General features: G+C 67.5%; 16 protein-coding genes. 6 read left to right on the top strand and 10 right to left on the bottom strand.

Going from position 1 to position 18,589, the window contains the following annotated elements:
• Positions 1-115 precede the first annotated feature (115 nt).
• From ACWEWT_RS32500 to mftR, 7 genes are all read right to left on the bottom strand, one after another.
• Positions 116-454, bottom strand: coding sequence for an STAS domain-containing protein (locus tag ACWEWT_RS32500; RefSeq protein WP_452564669.1), 339 nt, complete (start codon positions 452-454; stop codon positions 116-118).
• A 43-nt stretch (positions 455-497) separates the two neighbouring features.
• Complete coding sequence (locus ACWEWT_RS32495; RefSeq protein WP_452564668.1) at positions 498-2,834, bottom strand: SpoIIE family protein phosphatase; 2,337 nt, start codon at positions 2,832-2,834, stop codon at positions 498-500.
• 16 nt (positions 2,835-2,850) lie between these two features.
• Complete coding sequence (locus tag ACWEWT_RS32490) at positions 2,851-3,498, bottom strand: SpoIIE family protein phosphatase (protein WP_452564667.1); 648 nt, start codon at positions 3,496-3,498, stop codon at positions 2,851-2,853.
• Positions 3,491-3,904: an anti-sigma regulatory factor gene (locus ACWEWT_RS32485; RefSeq protein ID WP_452564666.1), complete on the bottom strand. Its 414-nt coding sequence runs from the start codon at positions 3,902-3,904 to the stop codon at positions 3,491-3,493. The genes ACWEWT_RS32490 and ACWEWT_RS32485 overlap by 8 nt, the downstream gene beginning before the upstream one ends.
• Complete coding sequence (locus tag ACWEWT_RS32480; protein WP_058855553.1) at positions 3,894-4,286, bottom strand: STAS domain-containing protein; 393 nt, start codon at positions 4,284-4,286, stop codon at positions 3,894-3,896. The genes ACWEWT_RS32485 and ACWEWT_RS32480 overlap by 11 nt, the downstream gene beginning before the upstream one ends.
• A 12-nt stretch (positions 4,287-4,298) precedes the next feature.
• Positions 4,299-5,198: an STAS domain-containing protein gene (locus tag ACWEWT_RS32475; protein WP_058855554.1), complete on the bottom strand. Its 900-nt coding sequence runs from the start codon at positions 5,196-5,198 to the stop codon at positions 4,299-4,301.
• Positions 5,199-5,314: 116 nt separating this feature from the next.
• On the bottom strand, positions 5,315-5,932 hold the full coding sequence (gene mftR, locus ACWEWT_RS32470) for a mycofactocin system transcriptional regulator (RefSeq protein WP_452564665.1): 618 nt from the start codon (positions 5,930-5,932) through the stop codon (positions 5,315-5,317).
• 146 nt (positions 5,933-6,078) lie between these two features.
• On the opposite strand from mftR, the gene mftE reads away from it, so the two are divergent.
• The 5 genes from mftE to ACWEWT_RS32445 all read left to right on the top strand — a co-directional run bounded on the left by mftE (position 6,079) and on the right by ACWEWT_RS32445 (position 12,375).
• Positions 6,079-6,777: a mycofactocin biosynthesis peptidyl-dipeptidase MftE gene (gene mftE, locus ACWEWT_RS32465; RefSeq protein WP_452564672.1), complete on the top strand. Its 699-nt coding sequence runs from the start codon at positions 6,079-6,081 to the stop codon at positions 6,775-6,777.
• Positions 6,774-7,991, top strand: a complete 1,218-nt coding sequence (gene mftD, locus ACWEWT_RS32460) for a pre-mycofactocin synthase MftD (RefSeq protein ID WP_452564664.1) — start codon at positions 6,774-6,776, stop codon at positions 7,989-7,991. The genes mftE and mftD overlap by 4 nt, the downstream gene beginning before the upstream one ends.
• A 281-nt stretch (positions 7,992-8,272) precedes the next feature.
• On the top strand, positions 8,273-9,949 hold the full coding sequence (locus ACWEWT_RS32455; protein ID WP_452564671.1) for a fumarate hydratase: 1,677 nt from the start codon (positions 8,273-8,275) through the stop codon (positions 9,947-9,949).
• A gap of 107 nt (positions 9,950-10,056) precedes the next feature.
• Positions 10,057-10,890 carry a scabin-related ADP-ribosyltransferase gene (locus ACWEWT_RS32450; RefSeq protein WP_452564663.1) on the top strand — a complete coding sequence of 278 codons (834 nt, stop codon included), beginning with the start codon at positions 10,057-10,059 and terminating at the stop codon, positions 10,888-10,890.
• 168 nt (positions 10,891-11,058) lie between these two features.
• Entirely contained in the window at positions 11,059-12,375 is a 1,317-nt protein-coding gene (locus ACWEWT_RS32445; RefSeq protein WP_452564662.1) for an acyltransferase, read from the top strand.
• A 73-nt stretch (positions 12,376-12,448) separates the two neighbouring features.
• Here the strand turns inward: ACWEWT_RS32445 and rph are convergent, their stop codons facing one another.
• A complete protein-coding gene (gene rph, locus ACWEWT_RS32440; protein ID WP_452564661.1) occupies positions 12,449-15,067 on the bottom strand; it encodes a rifamycin-inactivating phosphotransferase in 2,619 nt (872 codons plus the stop codon).
• Positions 15,068-15,338: 271 nt separating this feature from the next.
• A complete protein-coding gene (locus ACWEWT_RS32435) occupies positions 15,339-15,944 on the bottom strand; it encodes a TetR/AcrR family transcriptional regulator (RefSeq protein ID WP_452564660.1) in 606 nt (201 codons plus the stop codon).
• A 52-nt stretch (positions 15,945-15,996) separates the two neighbouring features.
• Here ACWEWT_RS32435 and ACWEWT_RS32430 point away from each other — a divergent pair, with 52 nt between their 5' ends.
• A complete protein-coding gene (locus ACWEWT_RS32430) occupies positions 15,997-16,917 on the top strand; it encodes an alpha/beta hydrolase (protein WP_452564659.1) in 921 nt (306 codons plus the stop codon).
• Positions 16,918-17,107: 190 nt separating this feature from the next.
• Here the strand turns inward: ACWEWT_RS32430 and hisD are convergent, their stop codons facing one another.
• Positions 17,108-18,436 (bottom strand): histidinol dehydrogenase, encoded by a 1,329-nt coding sequence (gene hisD, locus ACWEWT_RS32425; RefSeq protein WP_452564658.1) that lies wholly within the window; start codon positions 18,434-18,436, stop codon positions 17,108-17,110.
• Positions 18,437-18,589: the final 153 nt, after the last annotated feature.

Below are 18,589 nucleotides of genomic sequence, written 5' to 3'. Positions count from 1 at the left end.
CCGTGTCCCTGCTGCCGGGCGCCGGCGGACGACTACTGCACCAACCCGATCACCAAGACATTCCGCGGAGTCCCGTGTGTGGCCCGGCCCGATTCTCGGGTGCTCGGGTAGCTGCTCAGCCCGCCCGGAAACTCGCCAGTGCGGCATCCAGGGTGGTGTGCAGGGCGAAGACCTGGTCCAGGGCCGTCATCTTCAGCTGACGGCTGGTGGCCGGCCCGTCGGCCACGAGGGCGATCGTGGTCTTGTCGCCGGCCCGCTGATGCGCGGCGACCAGCGCGGCCATCCCGGCCGACGCCAGGAAGCTCACCGCGACCAGATCGACGACCAGGCCGGCCGGGCCGGCGTCGAGAGCCGCATCGATCGCGGTCTCCAGGGCGGGGGCCGTCGCGAGGTCGACCTCCCCGGTAACCGTGAGCACGGTGACCCCGTCGTGGTCGGCGATCGAGGTCGTCATCGTATCCGTGAGATTCGCGTCTGGAGGAGTATTGGTCACATCTTCACAATCTGCCATGAGTCTCTCGATCTCGCTGCATCGTATCCCCGCCGGACCGGTTCGCCGTCCCGCGCAGGGCGCTGGCCACCGGGAACGTGATCGCCGGAAGTGTCACCGACATCCGTACCCGGGTTCCGGGCCCCAGGTCGTGATCTATCTCGAGTTCTTCGGTCAGTGCCCGCATCATATCGATCCCGCGGCCACGCGGCCCCGGATCGGCCGGACGCGGACGCCAGGTCCCGGTATCGGTGGTTTCGATGACCACCCGGTCGCCGACACATTCGGCGGTGAGCACGACCCGTTCGGTATCGCCGCCACCGTTCTGGTAGGCGTGCTCGATACTGTTGCTGCACGCCTCGTTGGTGGCGGCGACCAGGTCCGAGGTCAGGTGGTGCGGTACCGCCGCGGACGACAGCCACGCTGTCAGGGTACGGCGCAGCATGGCCAGCCGGTCCGGCCGGGCCGGTACATCCAGGCGCAGCGGGGCGGGCGGCTGCCGGTAGACCACCATGGCGATATCGTCGTCGTAGCCGCCGTCGGGCCGCAGTGCCGAGAGCACCGAATCGGCGACCTGACGGGGTAGTTTCTCGGCGGTATCGGCCAGGATGGCGGCGATCTTCGCGAACCCCTCGTCGATATCCTCACCGCGGCGTTCCACCAGGCCGTCGGTGAACAGCACGAGTGTCGCGCCGGGCGGCAGCGGAGTGGTCGCCTCCGGCCGGCGGGCGGTCTCGAACGTGGCCAGCGGTACCGACCGGCCGCCCTCCAGCATGCGCCCGGCCTTGTCCACATCGGCCAGGATGGGCGGCATATGGCCCGCGTTGCTGTAGCGCACCAGCCCGCGCACCGGATCCAGGACCGCCGCGCATACGGTGGTGCAGAGGGCACCGGGGATCCGCGCCGCCACCGGGTCGAGTTCGGTGAGCAGCTGGGCCGGTCCGGCACCGCGCAACAGCAGCGCGCGGGCCGCCGTGCGCAACTGACCCATCACCACGGCCGCCGACAGGCCACGGCCCACACAATCGCCGACCACCACCCCGATGGTGCCGTTGGGTAGTGGTACCACGTCGTACCAGTCGCCACCGATCTCGAGCGGCGGCAGGGCCGGTTCGTAGTGCACCGAGAACCGCGGCGGGAGCTCGATGGGACCGAGCATGGCGCGTTGCAGGGTGAGTGAAGTGGAACGTGCCTGATCGAAGTTGCGGGCCCGCTGGACCGCCAGGCTGAGATGCCCGATGAGCAGCGAGAACAGGGTCCAGTCGGCGGCGTCGACGACGCGCGGTACGGCGAAGCGCAGCCAGAGCGCCGCATCGCTCTTCTCGCCGAGCGGCGCGACGATGCCCTGCGCGCTGCCCGCGCCCTCGGGAACAGCGATGAGCGTGCGGCCGGGCCGTACGCGCGCGCGTTCCAGAACGGCCTCCGTCGCGGGATCGAGCCCGGCCTCCGCCGCGGCGACCGGCGGAGTACCGGAAATGTAGACCTCGGGCGCGGTGAGGCCGGCCCATACCGCCACCACCGCGGTCTCCGCGCCCACCGTGCGCCGCAACTCGTCCAGCCCCACCTCGAGCACCTCGGCGACCGTCGTCGCCGCGGCCAGTGCGGTGGCCAGCCGGTTGGCGGCCTGATCGCGGGCCTGTGCGTCGTGTTCGGCGGTGACGTCGCGGACGGTGCCGACGAAGATATGTTCCTCGCCGTCGGGTTTCACCAGTGCGCTGGTACTCACCGCGATCCAGCGGCGGCGACCGTCGCGGTGCTGGACCGGGACCACGAAACGGGACGCCTCGGTACCCAGATCCGGATAGCGGGGGCCCTCCGGGATCGACCACGGATGCGGCAGCGGATAGGGCACCGCCGCCGCGCCGTAACCGGTGAGCTCGCCGAACGCCTTGTTCACTTCGATGATGGTGCCGCGAGCGTCGGCGACGAAGAAGCCGTCCTGGAGCGATTCGACCAGCGCGGTGCGGAATTCGTCGCGGCCGGCGAGATCGTCGGCGCGGGATCGCTGCTGTTCGTACCGGCGGGTGCCGTCGAGGTAGCCGCGGGTCGCGACGTCCAGCGTGATCAACGTCTGCAGCAGGAATTCCAGCGCGTCCTCGGCGAGTGGATGCTCGGGGAGAGCACTGTCCGGTGGCGCGGCCGGGACCGTGGCGCCGGTCTCGGCCTGCACCTGTTTCACCACGCGGAAGTGATGCTCGGTGAGGTCGAGCAGGCTGATGCCCTCGACCAGGGCGCGGCGGCCCAGTTCGTGCCCCTCGGCCAGGCCGTCGCCCTCGGGCGCGGCGAGGTGGCGGCGCAATGCGTCGGCGTAGGCGTCGAGGAAGGCCGTGAGCACGGTGCTCATCGCCGGCCCTGCCGGATCACGACGACACTTCCCGCTGGGGGGTTCCGTTCGCGACGCCGCGCACTCTGGCCGCGAGCACCAGGGCATCGTCGGTGTCCTTGGCGTGCCGGTCCAGCAGATCCTGCACGATCTCCGCGGTCGATTTCGCGAGGTCCACACCGTGCCCGGGTTCCACCTCCACCCCGTCGGTGGACATCAGCAGCAGATCGCCCGGCCGGACCGGCACCGTCTGCGGTTGCAGCAGCGACGGCAGCCGATATCCCACGATCCCCCCGCTCTGCAGGACACTGGCACTGACCTGGGGGCCGGTGGGACTCGCGGTGAGGATATGCGATTCGACATTGCCCACACTGAGCCACTGCGTTTCCTCCGCGCCGAACAGAGCCAGGGTGACCGCGGCACCGCGAGTATCGGCCATGGCGCGATGACACAGCACCATCAGGACATCCAGCGGTTCGGCCCGGTTCTCGGCGAGCACCCGGGCCGCCCGGTCCACCGCGGCGGCCGCCGCCGCGCCGTGGCCGAGTCCGTCGAGTACCGCGAACAACACAGTCCCGGTACCGATGTCGAGGACGAGACAGCGGTCTCCGGACACCTCCTGTCCAGGGAGGGCGCGGCCGGCCATCGCCCATTCGATCCGGCCGATGAACCCGTCCTCATGCACCGTGGGGTACCCACTTCCACATCTCCACCAATGTGCCCCGGCCGGGAGCGGATTCGATGGCCATACCGTCCATCAGTCGTTTCGCTCCGGGCAGTCCCAGGCCCAGACCCAGACCGGTCGAATAACCGTCTTCCATGGCGCGGGCGATATCGATGATCCCCGGACCCTGGTCCTTGGCCTGGACGACGAGAGCGCGACGGCCGTCGCGCTCGGCTACTTGCAGTCGGATTTCGCCGCTGTTGGCGTAACTGGTGATATTCCGCGCGACCTCGGAGATCGCGGTGGAGATCATGGTTCGGTCGGTGAGCGTGAAGCCGAGCTCCTCCGCGAGGTCCCGCCCGGCCTGACGCGCGGTCACGATGTCGTTGGACATCGTCACCGCGATTACCACCTGGTCAGCGGCCACTGCCACGACCATCCCGGCGTTGGTGCCGGGCCGAAGCCTTTCGGTTCAGCCAAGCCAAGCCCTCCTCGAGGTCCAGAGCAGTGTGCATATCCTCGAAGGTGAGGCCGAGTTGCACCATAGCGAAGGCGACCTCGGGCTGCAGTCCGACGATAACGGTTTCGGCGCCACGCAGCTGCGTCATATGGGCGATGGTCCGTAATGATCTGGCGGCAAAGGAATCCATTACGTCGATAGCAGTAACGTCCACAATGATGCCTTGTGCACGATACTTGCTGACCTGGTTCATCAAGTCGTCCTGTAGTCGCTCGGTATCGGCGTCGGTCAGCGCCGACTGCACCGATGCGATCAGATACGTACCCTGTTTGAGGATCGGTACCGGCATATCTGTTCCGGCTTAACGCGAATCGCGTTCGTTGCGATCGGTCGCGCGGGATACTTCGTAGCCCAGCAACCGTTCCGCTTCTTCGATACCGCCCTGCAGGTCGCCGACCGCGTTCACCTTCGACAGGTCCAGGCCGATGGTCACCAGCGTCAGCGCGATATCGGAGGACAAGCCGGTCATGATGACGCTCGCGCCCATCAATCCGGAGGCGTCCACGGTCTGCACCAGGTGGTTCGCCACGGTGGAGTCGATATCGGGTACACCGGTTATATCGATGACGACGACCTTGGCGCGGTTGTTCCGTATCGCCCGCAGCAACTGTTCGGTGAGCTGGCGGGCCCGCTGGCTGTCCAGCACCCCGATCATGGGCAGGATCAGCAGTTGTTCGCGGACCTGGAGCACCGGCGTGGACAGCTCGCGGATCGCTTCCTGCTGCTGCCGGATGACGCGCTCGCGCTCCTGGACGAAGGAAACACCCACGGTGTTGGCGATCCGGTTCGCCGCGGGTTCGTAGGCATCGAGGACGGCGTTGAGTAACTCGAAATTGGACTGATACTTCTCGAACAGTGAACGGGCCAGCACATCCCGCAACAGCAGCACCATGCCGAGGATCTCGTCGGTTTCGACTCCTCTCGGGATGATGCGCTCCGAGAGGTCGCGCGCGTAGGCCTGCAGCGCTTCGACACTGCCGGTCTCCAGCACTTCCACGTAGTAGTCGTAGGTGGAGGTCGCTTCGGAGAAGACCTCCTCCGGCGTCATCGCGGTGAGCAGCCGCGCCTCGCTGATGCGCCGAGCCCATTCTTCGCGGAGTGCGGTGCGGTTCTGCCGCAGATGTTCGACGAGCTGTGGCAACAGTTTGTCGACGGGCCGGGCCAGTGAGTCCGCCGAAAAGCTCGTGGACACCTCGGACATGTGACTTGTGCCCCTTTCGACGGCGGTCCGGTACATCGTAGTTACTTCGGCGGTCGTGCCGATACCGAGCCTAGTCATACCCCTCCGCCGCCGCCGGTGAAACCTCCTGGTCCAGTTCATGGGGCGGATGTGACCTGATTCGCGTCCGAGGTGGCGAAACCCCGCTCCAGTGCCGCCAGCGCGCGGTCCAGGTAAACGGTCAGATCGGCGTCGGCGCGGGCCAGCCAGGCATCGAAGGCGGCGCGGGCGGCGGCCAGGGTGGACCGTCCGACTGCCATCGGGATGAGGGTGTCGGTGGGCTCGCCCAGCCGGGAGGCCGCGAATTCGCCGACGGCACGTTCCCACGCGTCGTAGTGGGTGCCGGCGGTGGCGGCCAGGGCCGGTACCGAGGCCACGAGTTTCATCCGGATCCGGAGTTCCGGGACATCCTCGGCGCGGTACCGGTTGGCGTTCACCACCACCCGGCGCACCGCCGCCATCATCGGCTCGGCGTCGGGCACGGTCGCGAAAGCGGCCCGTAACGCGGTCACCTCGTCGTCGAACGAATACCAGAGCACTTCCGCCTTGCCCGGGAAGTAGCGGAAGAAGGTCCGCCCACTGATCCCCGCGGCGGTCGCGATCTGTTCGACGGTGGTCTCGTCGAAACCCTGCTCACTGAACAACCGCATGGCGATCAGTTCGAGTTCGCGCTTGGTGGTTCCGCGGGGCCGGCCCCGGGAATGCTGTGCCGTCACGCTGTAATTTTGGCGCCGCCTCCGGCGCCGTGTGGTTCGGGGCCCCTTTACTGTCCCGCGGACGCGTGCCCGCCACGCCCACGCGAGGGATCCGGGAGACCCGGTCCCTTGATTATGTCAGTCGCTGACGTTAATGTCGCCGCATGATGGTGGCGGACCTCACATGGCCCGAAGTGGGTGCCCTCCGGGCGGCCCGTCCGGTGCTGGCGGTACCGGTGGGGTCGACCGAACAGCACGGTCCGCAGCTGCCGTTGTCGACCGATACCGACCTCGCCGTCGCACTGTCCGCCGGGTTGGCCGCCCGGTCCCCGGAGGTGGTGGTGGCTCCGGCCCTCGCCTACGGCGCCAGCGGCGAGCACGCCGGTTTCCCGGGGACCCTCTCGATCGGCCAGGCGGCGCTCGAACTGGTGATCGTCGAACTGTGCCGGTCGGCCACCGATACCTTCGAGCGCGTCGTCCTGGTCAACGGTCACGGTGGCAATGTGGAGCCGCTGCGCCGCGCGGTCACCCGGTTGCGCGGCGAATCCCGCGATATCCGCCTCTACCTGCCGCGCTACGACGGCGACGCGCACGCGGGCCGCACCGAAACCTCCCTCCAGCTCGCGCTCTCGCCGGAGCGGGTGCGCACCGGGCGCGTGGAACCGGGAAATACCCGCCCGCTGGCCGAGATCTTGCCGGAACTGCGGGCCGGCGGAGTACGCGCGGTCAGCGGCAACGGGATCCTCGGCGATCCCGTCGGTGCCACCGCCGCCGAAGGGGCCCGGCTGCTCGAGTACCTCATCTCCCAGTTGTCCGAACAGATCCGGCAGTGGTGGCCGGAACCAAGGGAAAGGATCCGACCATGAATCCGTGGTTCGAAACCGTCGCCGAAGCGCATCGGCGCGCGAAGAAACGGCTGCCGAAATCCGTCTACGGCGCGCTGGTCGCCGGATCCGAACGCGGTCTGACCATCGACGACAACCAGGCCGCCTTCGGCGAACTCGGTTTCGCCCCCCATGTCGCCGGACCGATCGGCGAACGCGACCAGTCCACCACCGTGCTGGGCCAGCAGATCTCCATGCCGGTGATCATCTCGCCCACCGGCGTCCAGGCCGTACATCCCGACGGTGAGGTCGCCGTGGCCCGTGCCGCCGCGGCCCGCGGGACCGCGATGGGGCTCTCCTCGTTCGCGAGCAAACCCGTGGAGGAGGTCGTCGCCGCCAACCCGTCCACGTTCTTCCAGCTGTACTGGTGCGGAAGCAAAGACGATATCGCCGGCCGGATGGCGCGGGCCAGGGCCGCGGGCGCGGTGGGGTTGATCCTCACTCTCGACTGGTCGTTCTCGCACGGTCGTGACTGGGGCAGCCCGACGATCCCGGAGAAGCTGGATCTGAAGACGATGGCGAGTTTCGCGCCGCAGGTGGTGACGAAACCGCGCTGGCTGACCACATATCTGAAGTCGGGTTCGCTGCCCGATCTCACCGCGCCCAATATGGCGCTGGGTGAGGCACCGGCACCGGGATTCTTCGGTGCCTACGGTGAGTGGATGGGTACGCCGCCGCCGGACTGGGCGGATGTGGCCTGGGTCTGCGCGCAGTGGGACGGGCCGGTGATGCTCAAGGGCGTGATGCGGGTGGACGACGCGCGGCGCGCGGTGGATGCCGGTGTCGCCGCCATCTCGGTGTCGAACCACGGTGGCAACAACCTCGACGGCACCCCGGCCTCGATCCGGGCGCTCCCGGTGGTGGCGGACGCGGTGGGCCACGAGATCGAAATCCTGCTCGACGGTGGTATCCGCCGCGGCAGCGATGTGGTCAAGGCCGTGGCGCTCGGCGCGCGGGCGGTGATGATCGGCCGCGCGTACCTGTGGGGTCTGGCGGCGAACGGGCAGGCCGGGGTGGAGAACGTCCTGGACATCCTGCGCGGCGGGATCGATTCCGCGCTGCTCGGACTGCGCCGGACCGCGGTCACCGAGCTGGACCGGTCCGACATCGTGATCCCCGAGGGTTTCGAGCGGCGGCTGGGCGTCGACGCGTCGGCACAGCTGCGGGTACCCGATTCCGCCGCCGACGCGGTGTAGCGCGGTCACGGTCGGGCGCCGGGGCGGCCGGGTCCGTTCGGAGGCGGTGGTTCGACCACCGCTTTCCCCGCGGTGCCGGCCCGCGTCGCCCCGGGCCGGCCGGCGCGGATTCGCCGACTCACCCGTACGCGCGAGCGCCGGGTTACGATTTAGGTTTGCCTAACTCCAGGTGGGGCGGCCGCCGGTCGCTACGCTCGCTGTGCCAGACCCCCGACGCAGTGGCCTTCACCGGCGGCTGCGCCGTGTTCGACCCGCAGCCCACCTCCAAAGGAGTGCGATCGGTGACCGCGCCCGAGTTCCGTTATTCAGACCTGCTCCCGATCGGCGCCGACGACACTTCGTACCGGCTGCTCACCACCGAGGGCGTCAGCACCTTCGAATCCGGCGGCCGGACCTTCCTCCAGGTCGATCCGGAGGTCCTGCGGATGCTGACCGCCGAGGCGATGCACGACATCAGTCACTACCTGCGGCCCGCGCATCTGTCCCAGCTGCGCAATATCATCGACGATCCCGAGGCCAGCGGAAACGACCGTTTCGTCGCGCTGGATCTGCTGAAGAACGTCAATATCTCCGCCGGTGGCATTCTGCCCATGTGCCAGGACACCGGTACCGCCATCGTGATGGGCAAGAAATCCGAAGGTGTGCTCACCGGCGTCGACGACGCCGAATGGATCAGCCGCGGCGTATTCGACGCCTATACGAAGCTGAACCTGCGGTACTCCCAGCTCGCGCCCATCACCATGTGGGACGAGAAGAACACCGGATCGAATCTGCCGGCCCAGATCGAGCTGTACTCCGCGCCCGGCGATCCCGCGACACCGTCCTACAAGTTCCTGTACATGGCCAAGGGTGGTGGTTCGGCCAACAAGTCGTTCCTCTACCAGGAGACCAAGGCCGTTCTGAATCCCACCCGGATGCTGGAGTTCCTGGACGAGAAGATCCGTTCGCTGGGCACCGCGGCCTGCCCGCCCTACCACCTCGCCGTGGTGATCGGCGGTACCAGTGCCGAATTCGCGCTGAAAACCGCCAAATACGCCTCCGCGCACTACCTGGACAACCTGCCCACCGAGGGGTCGATGAGCGGGCACGCCTTCCGCGACCTCGAACTCGAACAGGAAGTCTTCGCACTGACCCAGTCCTTCGGGATCGGTGCCCAGTTCGGTGGTAAGTACTTCTGCCACGACGTCCGCGTGGTGCGGCTGCCCCGGCACGGCGCGAGTTGCCCGGTGGCCCTGGCGGTATCCTGCTCCGCCGACCGGCAGGCGCTTGCCAAGATCACCCCCGAGGGTGTGTTCCTGGAGCAGCTCGAGCGCGAACCCGCGCAGTACCTGCCCGAGCAGACCGATTCGATCCTCGGCGGCGATGTGGTGCAGGTCGATCTGAACCGGCCGATGGACGAGATCCGCGCGGAACTGTCGAAGTACCCGGTGAAGACCCGGCTCTCGCTGTCGGGTCCGCTGGTGGTGGCCCGCGATATCGCGCACGCCAAGATCAAGGAACGGCTGGACGCGGGCGAGGAGATGCCGCAGTACCTGCGCGATATGGCCGTCTACTACGCGGGTCCGGCCAAAACCCCCGACGGTTACGCCTCGGGTTCCTTCGGGCCCACCACCGCGGGCCGGATGGACTCCTATGTCGACCAGTTCCAGGCGGCCGGTGGGTCGTTCGTGATGCTGGCCAAGGGCAACCGCTCCGCCCAGGTCACCAAAGCGTGCAAAGAGCACGGCGGGTTCTACCTCGGTTCCATCGGCGGTCCCGCCGCCCGGCTCGCGCTGGACTGCATCAAATCGGTGGAGGTCCTCGAATACCCGGAACTGGGTATGGAGGCGGTCTGGAAAATCGAAGTCGAGGATTTCCCGGCGTTCATCGTGGTGGACGACAAGGGCAACGATTTCTTCGCGGAAACCCAGAAGCCGATCGCGCTGCGCGTGCGCACGCGGTCCGAGGAACGGGTCTGAGCCCACTGCCGGCGCCTTACGGTGCCGCACCGGGACGCGCCCGCTCCACGTACTGATCGACGATCTATCTGTACTGCCGGTCCGGTGGCCGACCATGGAGGTCGGCTTTGTCCAGCGGTCGGCTCGCTGACCTGATGACGATGGTGAAATCACGCTTCGGCGGTGCGGCCCGGAAGTTCACCCGTCATCGAGGCACGGAGATGCACGCTACGAGCGATACCGTGCGCGACGGGATGGATATCGTAGCGGCGGTCGAGGCTCGGTCGGTCGCCCGGCTCGGTGGAATACCCGATGACACACCGATGCTCGGGTCGATCCCGCTGCGTTCCGCACTCGAACACTACGGGCTCGGATACCGGGAGATCCGCGACTACGTCCGGCGACGGGAAATGCCCGCCGCGATGGACCCGCACTCGGACGCGGGCCGGAAATGGGTGGCCGACCGGACCTGGGACAGAGCGGTTTCGATCAAGCGAGACCATCTGGCCGAGCAGAACCGTGCGCCGCGCGAACAAGCCCGGGCCCTGTGGGAATGGCAGGATGAGCTCCGCCGCGAAGCCCGCGCGCTGGACGAACCGCTGGAGTCGCTGTCGGAGATCAGCAGCAGAGAGCCGTATACGCGGCCCGTCTACCGTGGCGACACCCGCTCGGCGGAGACCGTGTTCGCGGAAGGGTTCCAGCCGTGGGGCGAGAACACAACGATTCAGTCCGGCGGTAGTCCCCGCTGGCCTCCGGATCGGAACTACGTCTACACCACCGAACAACCCGAGATCGCGGCGAAATTCGTGTCGGGCGAGGGCAGCGGTTTCGTGTACGTCGTCGAAGATGCTCGTGGGGCAACGGATATGAACGACCATTTCGGTCCGGACTACGACTGGGTCTTGGACGAGGAAGTCGTATTCATGGGCGGGATTCCGGTCGACAAGGTGAAGGTGTTCTGAACGACCCGACGAACATCGATGCGGGAATCCGGCTCAACCCTGCCTTCCGGCCTGCCTGACCCGCCCACTGTTCCTCGATCGGCAGGGCGACGCGGTACACCGGGTTGCTGCCCGATGCCCGGGTGCGGTAAACAGTTCCGGTCTCATAAGCATGGGTAAGGTTTTTTCGTGGTCGACACGCTGGCGAAGACGCATGCGGATGTAGCCGGGGCGTCCACTGCACCGGTGATCCGTTCCTACAATCACACCGCGGATTTTGTGCGGGTAGCCCTGTTCACACTGGTAGTCGCCTCACATACGCACGGCACCACCCCGGACGTGGCCGGCGGCACCGGACTGATGGCGACCGTGGCACACACCACCCGGTACGGGTTCGTCGCGATCACCGTTTTCGTTCTGTTCCTGGGTTATTCGGGCCGGAAGGTCTCTCCGCTGGCCTTCTGGCGGCGGCGCTTCGGCCAGGTGGTCCTACCGTATCTGGCGTGGTCGGTGCTCTACACCGTGTTCCTGCTCTGGTGGGACGATTCCACGCCGATGCCGGGGCCCCGGGATCTGGCCCGGGACTCGGCACACAGCGTCCTCACCGGCGACGGCCGGTACCACCTGTACTTCCTGCTCATCTCGATGCAGATCTATCTGCTGTTCCCCGCGTTGCAATGGCTGATCGACCGGACGACCGGTCATCATCTCGAACTGCTCATCGGCGCCCTCGCCGTGCAATGGGCGATGTTCGCGTTCTTCGACTGGCCCGGAGCTCCCGAGTTGCTCGGCTGGAGCGCCTATCTCCACCTGTGGAATACCATCCCGATGTACGCGCTGTTCGCGGTGATCGGCGCACTGCTCGCAGTTCATTTCGAGCGTGCCGACGCGTGGATACGCGCGAATCTGCCCCTGGTCGTCGGCGCGGCCGCCGTGGGCTGCGCGTACGGTATCGCCGGGCATCTGCGCGATGTGAGCGCCGAGGGTATCGACCCGGTGCGTACCTCCGCAGCATGGAATCCCCAGTTCCTTCCGCTGTTCGTGGGCGCGCTGATCCTGCTCTACCTGGTCGGGATGGCCTGGAACGACCATCGGGGCGACGGTACGGGTCCGGTCGCGCGGGTGGTGAGCTACGGGGCGCTGCGCGCGTTCGGTGTATTCGCGGTGCACCCGATGATGATCGACGTCGTGTACCGGGTGCTGCCGGTGGACCTGCTGCTCGATCCGGTGCCGCATCTGCGCTCCACGGTGCTCACCGTGATCGTGTTGGCCGTAAGCCTCGCGGTGGTCGAGATCGCCCTGCGTACGCCGTTGAGCAGTGTTCTGGTCGCCCGTCCGCGCCGACCGCTGTGGGGGCGGAAGCCGCGAGCCGGGACCGCTGCCCCGGCGCCGGTCGACGACGTTGCCGCGGCGAGCGATACCGGTGGCCCCGCCCCCGTCGCAGCCGTGGCGATCGACTCGGTGGTGGCGAGCCCGCTCCCCGAGAAGGCCGCGACGGCCGAGTGAATTCGTCTCTCCGGGAGTCGATTCGGAGTTCGTGGAGCACGCCTGCCGGCCAGGAGGCTGTCGGCTCCGGATCTCACTCGTCCCGTTGGGGCAGGATCTCGACGTATCCGTCCGTTCCGTTCACCCGGATCCACTGTCCGTCGCGGATCGACCGGGTGGCGTATTCGACGCCGACAACGGCAGGTAGGCCGTACTCCCGGGCGATCACCGCACCGTGGGTCATCAGTCCACCCACTTCCGTGACCAGGCCCTTGATCGCGACGAACAGGGGAGTCCAACTCGGATCGGTGTAGGCCGTGACGAGGATGTCGCCGGTCCCGAGGTCGGCCTGCGCCATATCCGAGACGACGCGGGCCCGTCCTTCGACGATCCCGGTGGACACCGGCATTCCGGCCAGCGCGCCGTCCGGCAGGTCCGTGCGCCGATACGCTCCGGTGAGGACCTCGCCGTCGGAAGTGAGCACCCGGGGCGGCGTGAGCGCTCGATACGAGCGGAATGCGGCCCTTCGCTCGCGGATGAGTTCCGCATACGGGTGCCGGGTGCGTACGAGCTGATCCAGTTCGTCGAAGGTCAGGTAGAAGATATCTTCGCGCCGGCTCAGTACCCGGTCCGCCACGAGGCGGCCGGCCTCGCGCAACAATGCTTGTTTGTACACGAAGTAGCGGCTGACCATGCCGTACTTCGGGTATTCCCGATACCCGGAGAAGGTACGGACGCGATCGATCATTCGCGCGGTCTCCTCGGCTTTCCGTTCCCCCTCCGGCAGGGCACGAAGCCGTGTCAACAGTTCTTCTTCCTGCTGCCGCGACTCACGTCGGCCGTCCTCGAAGCGCCGCTGCGCCGCGCCCGGCCCGAAGCTCTCGATATTGCCGAGGATCGTCGGCACGAGTGCGGCGGGACGTTCGCTCCAGCGCGGCCGCGTGAGGTCGATCTCGCCGGCGCAGCGCATACCGTATTCGTCGAGATAGGCGTCGATGGCCGCCCTTGCCTCGCGGCCGCCCGGCACCGCCGGCAACTCGTCGAGGAAGCTCCTGCCTTCGTCACCCGCGTCCCCGACACCCCGCAGGAACGCCACCACCTCCGGGTGTGGCCGGATCACGTCGGCGACGTCCAGCAGCGCCAGGCCCATCTCCGCGGTGATGTTGTGCGGCACCGATTGTGCGAGCGTATCGGCCGCGTTCTTCTCGCCCAGCCACTCCTGGAGGTGCTCGTTGAGCCACCAGGTGGCCTCCATACCCGCCATCAGCACCTGGTGGCTGCGCGGATCGAACAGGATTCGCTGCATCTCACGGATATCGGCCGTGATGAAGTCGAGCAGGTCGGCACCGGATCTGGTCCCGATCGCACGCTCGCACGCGGCCACGGAGGCCCGGTTTTCCGCGATCAGTTCGGTGACGATCGCCGGATCGGTCTCGATCGGGTCGGGGGCGCCACCCGCCGACGGCGCAGCGGGTGCCGGGTCCGGACCCTGCCGGATGAAGTCGTCACGCTCGAGCACGGTCCGCAGGGCATCCCCGATGAGCGGATCGGATTTGCCGAGCGCTTCGATCACCGCTGCAGCCGTCCCCGGTGCCGACAGACGTTCGGTGACATCGACGAACAGCCGACCACCCGAATGACGCATGGGCGCCCGGCTGGTCAGCTGCCATATCGAGATTCCCAGCGGCTTCATGGGGTCGGTCATCATCTGCTGGTGGCCGACGGACACGTAGACGCGGTTCGCGTCGTCGGCGGCCTCGGGAATCGGGAACAGGGTGGTGATCGGCCGACTCTGCACAATGCGGAAATCGTCGTCGACCAGGCACCATTCGATATCCTGCGGGCTGCCGAAATGCGCTTCGATGCGGCGGCCCAGTCGCGCGAGGTCCATGATCTGCCCATCGGTCAGCACCTGCTGGTTCTGCCGCTCGTCCGCGATCTCCCGGATACGCGTGCCGCCCGCCGGCGCGGGCACGACGGCGACCCGTTTGGTGGCGACGGTCTTATCGGTGATCGCGCCGCCGCGCACCCGGTAGACATCCGCGTTCACCAGGCCGGACACGAGGGCCTCGCCGAGTCCGAAGCCGGCGTCCACGGACACCACCTTCCGGTCGGATGTGACGGGGTCCGCAGTGACCAGGATCCCGGCCGCGTCCGGAAACACCATCCGCTGTACGACCACCCCCATCTGTACCTTGCGATGGTCGAAGCCGTTGCGCAGCCGGTAGACGACGGCCCGTTCGGTGAACAGTGAACCCCAGCACCGGCGGACGTCCCGGAGCACGGCGTCGGGGCCCACGACGTTCAGGTAGGTGTCCTGCTGACCGGCGAAGGACGCATGGGGCAGGTCCTCGGCCGTCGCACTCGATCGGACGGCGCAGGCGTCATGCTCCCCGAGCCGGGTGAGCGAATCGGAGATCGCCGCCGCTACCTCGCCGGGAACGGCCGATTCCTCGATCGCCAGCCGTATCTGCGCGCTCAGCACGCGAATCGTCTCCAGGTCGTCCGGTTCGAGATGGGACAGCCGGTCGAGCAACTCGTCGATCGCCGGCGCGTCGGCCACGACCCGTTGGAAGGCGGCCGTGGTTACGCAGAAACCGTCCGGCACCCGGATACCCGCGATCCGCGACAGTTCCCCGAGGTTCGCGCCCTTGCCGCCGACGACCGCGACCTGTGTCCGGTCGATCTCCGGGAAGCCCAGCACGTACACCATTCCGCTCCTCACCTGTGGTTTCCTGCGTACGGGGGCGATTATGGACCACAATTCGGCGCCTCATGAGAGCCGCGAATCGTGTATAACGTAGGAGGGGGACGGGGAGCAGCACATCATCACGACCGGCGATATTCCCGCGCCGCGACGCCCAGGACAGGACAGCTCGCGGGCACGATGCCGGGTTCCCGCCCGCGCTGGACCTCGGGTCCCGAGTGCCGGGCGATCGCCCGGCGAGGGTGGAGCGTGCGAGTCGCAGCGATAGGCGGCGGTGTCAGTCGGTGAGCGATCGGATCCAGAAGTCGATCACGGTCTGCACACATTGTTCGGTGGTCCGGCCCGGTGGCGGGTGGAGGACTGCGCCGTGGACTTGCGCTTCGACGGCTTGTACGAAGAGCAGCGCGGTCAGGTCGGCGTCCGGGCCGCCGAGGTCGAGCCGGTGCAGATGGTAGGCGACCTCGGCGGCGAGGCGTTGTTCGAGCTGCCGGAACTGGGCGATGCTCTCGGGTGTTCGAGGTGCCTGCTCGAACAGCAATCGGTGCATATGTGGCTGCGCGTGGTGTAGCTGCGCGACCGCGCTGATCAACCGGTGCACGATTTCGCTGAGTGGTGGGCCTTCGGAGCGCAGTGCTGTGGTTTCGGTGAGCAGTGCCGTCGCGGCGTCGCGCAGGTGACGATCGGCGAGTGCGTAGAGCAGGGCGTCCTTATCGGGGATGTAGTGGTAGAGCGTGCCGATGGAGACGCCGGCGAGTTCGGCGACCTTGTTGGTGGTGGTCCCGGTGTAGCCGTGTTGTTGGAAAAGTCGAGCAGCCGCGTCCAGGATCGCGTCGAAGGTGAACTCCGATCGCTGCTGGCGCGGGGTTTTACGAGGAACGGACATCGGGTCCCGAAGTCGAGTTGTCAAAACCGAGGATTACTCGAATTATTGTGACATGCGCAGCTCCTATCTGAAGTTCCTTCCCCCGGACCTGCAACCGGATCCCGCGCTGCGACCCGAGTCGACATGGTGGAACTGGCGGGGCGGCGAGGTACACATCGAACGTATCGTCCGCTCGGACGCCCGGGTACGGATGCTGTTGATACACGGAGCCGGCGGTCACGCCGCGGCCGTATGGCCGTTCGCGACCATGGCGGCCGGGCGGGGCTTCGACGTGGCGGTACCCGACCTACCCGGCTACGGCCGCACGCGAGTCCATGATCGACACGACATCCGATACCCGGATTGGGCCGACTGTCTCACCGAGATGATCCGAGATCAGCACGGCGTCGATCCCCGGCCGCTGGTGATCCTCGGGGCCAGTATGGGTGGAATGCTCGCCTACGAGGTCGCCGCCCGTACCGGGCTGGCCGCCGCCGTTGCCGCGACCTGTCTGCTCGATCCGCGGCTACCGCAGGTACGTAGCGCGATCGCTCGGCGACCGTGGCTGGGCCGCCACGGTCCACGGCTGCTCTCACCCGTAGCCGACCGTGTCCGGGTTCCGATGCGGTGGATGGCGAATATGGCTGCCATGTCCGATGATCCAGAGCTGAACCGTCTGGTCGTCACCGACCCCCACGGCGGTGGGGCCTCGATGCCGTTGGGGTTCTTACGGACCTATCTCGCGTCGGTACCGCATATCGAACCCGAAAAGTTCACCACCTGCCCGGTATGGCTCGTTCACCCCGGCTCGGATGCCTGGACGCCACTGCCACTGAGCGAGCTGTTCTTCGAACGAATCGCCGCGCCGAAAAGGCTGACCGTGCTCGACAACGCAGGCCACTACCCGGTCGAAACCCCTGGAATCCATCAGCTTGCCCGCACCCTGGCCGACCTGCACGCGGAGGTCGCTTCCGGTGGCACCCCCGACCGGTAACCCGACCGAACGCAGCCACCGCTGTGAGCTACTGCTGCACCTCGGCGACCCGCCTCCGTGCGGGACCGTTCACCACGTCCGGCGCGGTGAACGGTCGATGCCCTGACAGCCGGTGGCGCCCTGGACACCGAGGTGGGGCATCTCCTCCGGTAACGGCCGGGTGAGCGGGTGGCCCGCCCGGCCGTGCGCGTCAGGCCTCGTCGGCCCGGTAGGCGTCGAGGCGCAGGGTCGCGGTCGCCTCGTGGGCGGCCATACCTTCGTACTGCGAGATGGTTTCGACGGCACCGGCTGCTTCGGGTGTGGCCGAGCGTTCGACGCGCTGGTAGGTCAGCGGCTTGAGGAAGCGGGAAACGGACAGGCCCGCACTGTGCTTGGCACCACCGGCGGTCGGCAGGACATGGTTCGTCCCGGCCATACCCTTGTCGGAATAGGCGACGGTGCTCCAGCGTCCCAAAAAGATCGAGCCGTAGTTGCGCAGGGTGTTGTGGTAGTACTCGTCGTCGGCGGTCTGGATCTCCAGATGTTCGGGCGCGAGGTCGTCCATCAGCGCGGCGGCGGTCGCAGGATCCTCGGCCCAGGTCACCGAACCGTAGTCGCGCCAGGCCGGTCCGGCGATATCGCGGGTCTTCAGCGTTTCCAGCTGCCGGTCGGCCGCGGCGATCACCGCTTCGCCCAGTCGGCGCGAGGTGGTGACCAGGGCGGCGGGGGATTCGGTGCCGTGTTCGGCCTGGCCGAGCAGATCGGCGGCGACGGTGGCGGGATCGGCGGTCTCGTCAGCGATCACCGCGACCTCCGACGGGCCGGCCAGCAGGTCGATGGCGACCTTGCCGAAGAGTTGGCGCTTCGCCTCGGCCACATAGGCGTTCCCGGCGCCGACGAGCATATCCACCGACGGCTCGCCGAGCAGTCCGAACGCCATGGCGGCCAGTGCCTGGACGCCACCCAGGACGTAGACGCGGTCGGCGCCGGAGAGATGGCAGGAGTAGAGCACGGCGGGGTCGGCGGTGCCGTCACGGCGCGGGGGAGTGCAGGCCAGGACGGTCGGCACCCCGGCGACCTCGGCCACGCCGACGGTCATGAACGCACCGGCGAGTAGCGGGAAACGACCGGCCGGGACATAGGCGCCCACCCGGGAAATGGGCACGTAGCGCACGCCGGTGGTCAGTCCCGGTGCCAGCTGGGTTTCGAAATCCACCAGATGCGAACGGGTTTCGCGGGCGAAAGCGCTCGTGCGCTCATGGCCGAGTTCCAGTGCGGCCCGCAGCTCGGGCGAGAGCGAGTCACCCGAACGCGCCAGTTCGGCCGAGCCGAGCTCGACCGCTGTGGATTCGAATCCGTCCAGTTCGCGGGCGTAGGACAGCACCGCGTCCAGGCCGCCCTTCTCGATCGTTGACAGCATCTCCGACACAGTGGCGATGACCTTCGGGTCGCGCTGCGCGGCCGGGCGGTCCAGGGCGGGGCGCTTGAGGATCTGGAAGGAGCCTTCGAGTTCGGCGAGGCGGGCGGGGGTGAACTTCATGGATTCGACGGTATGGCGACCAAAGGCAATGGACAACCCCATGGAATCCTGAGATATATATAGGGTAATCCTGTATTGGTCCGCGGGCGGGCTGGCGTACCACCCATGGACGTGTGTACGACGTTCGGCAGGATCGGGCGACCCGGACCCTCG

It is taken from the genome of Nocardia sp. NPDC003963 (assembly GCF_053605105.1).
Note: the sequence above shows the minus strand (reverse complement) of the source record. Positions and strands in the feature narration are given on the sequence as shown.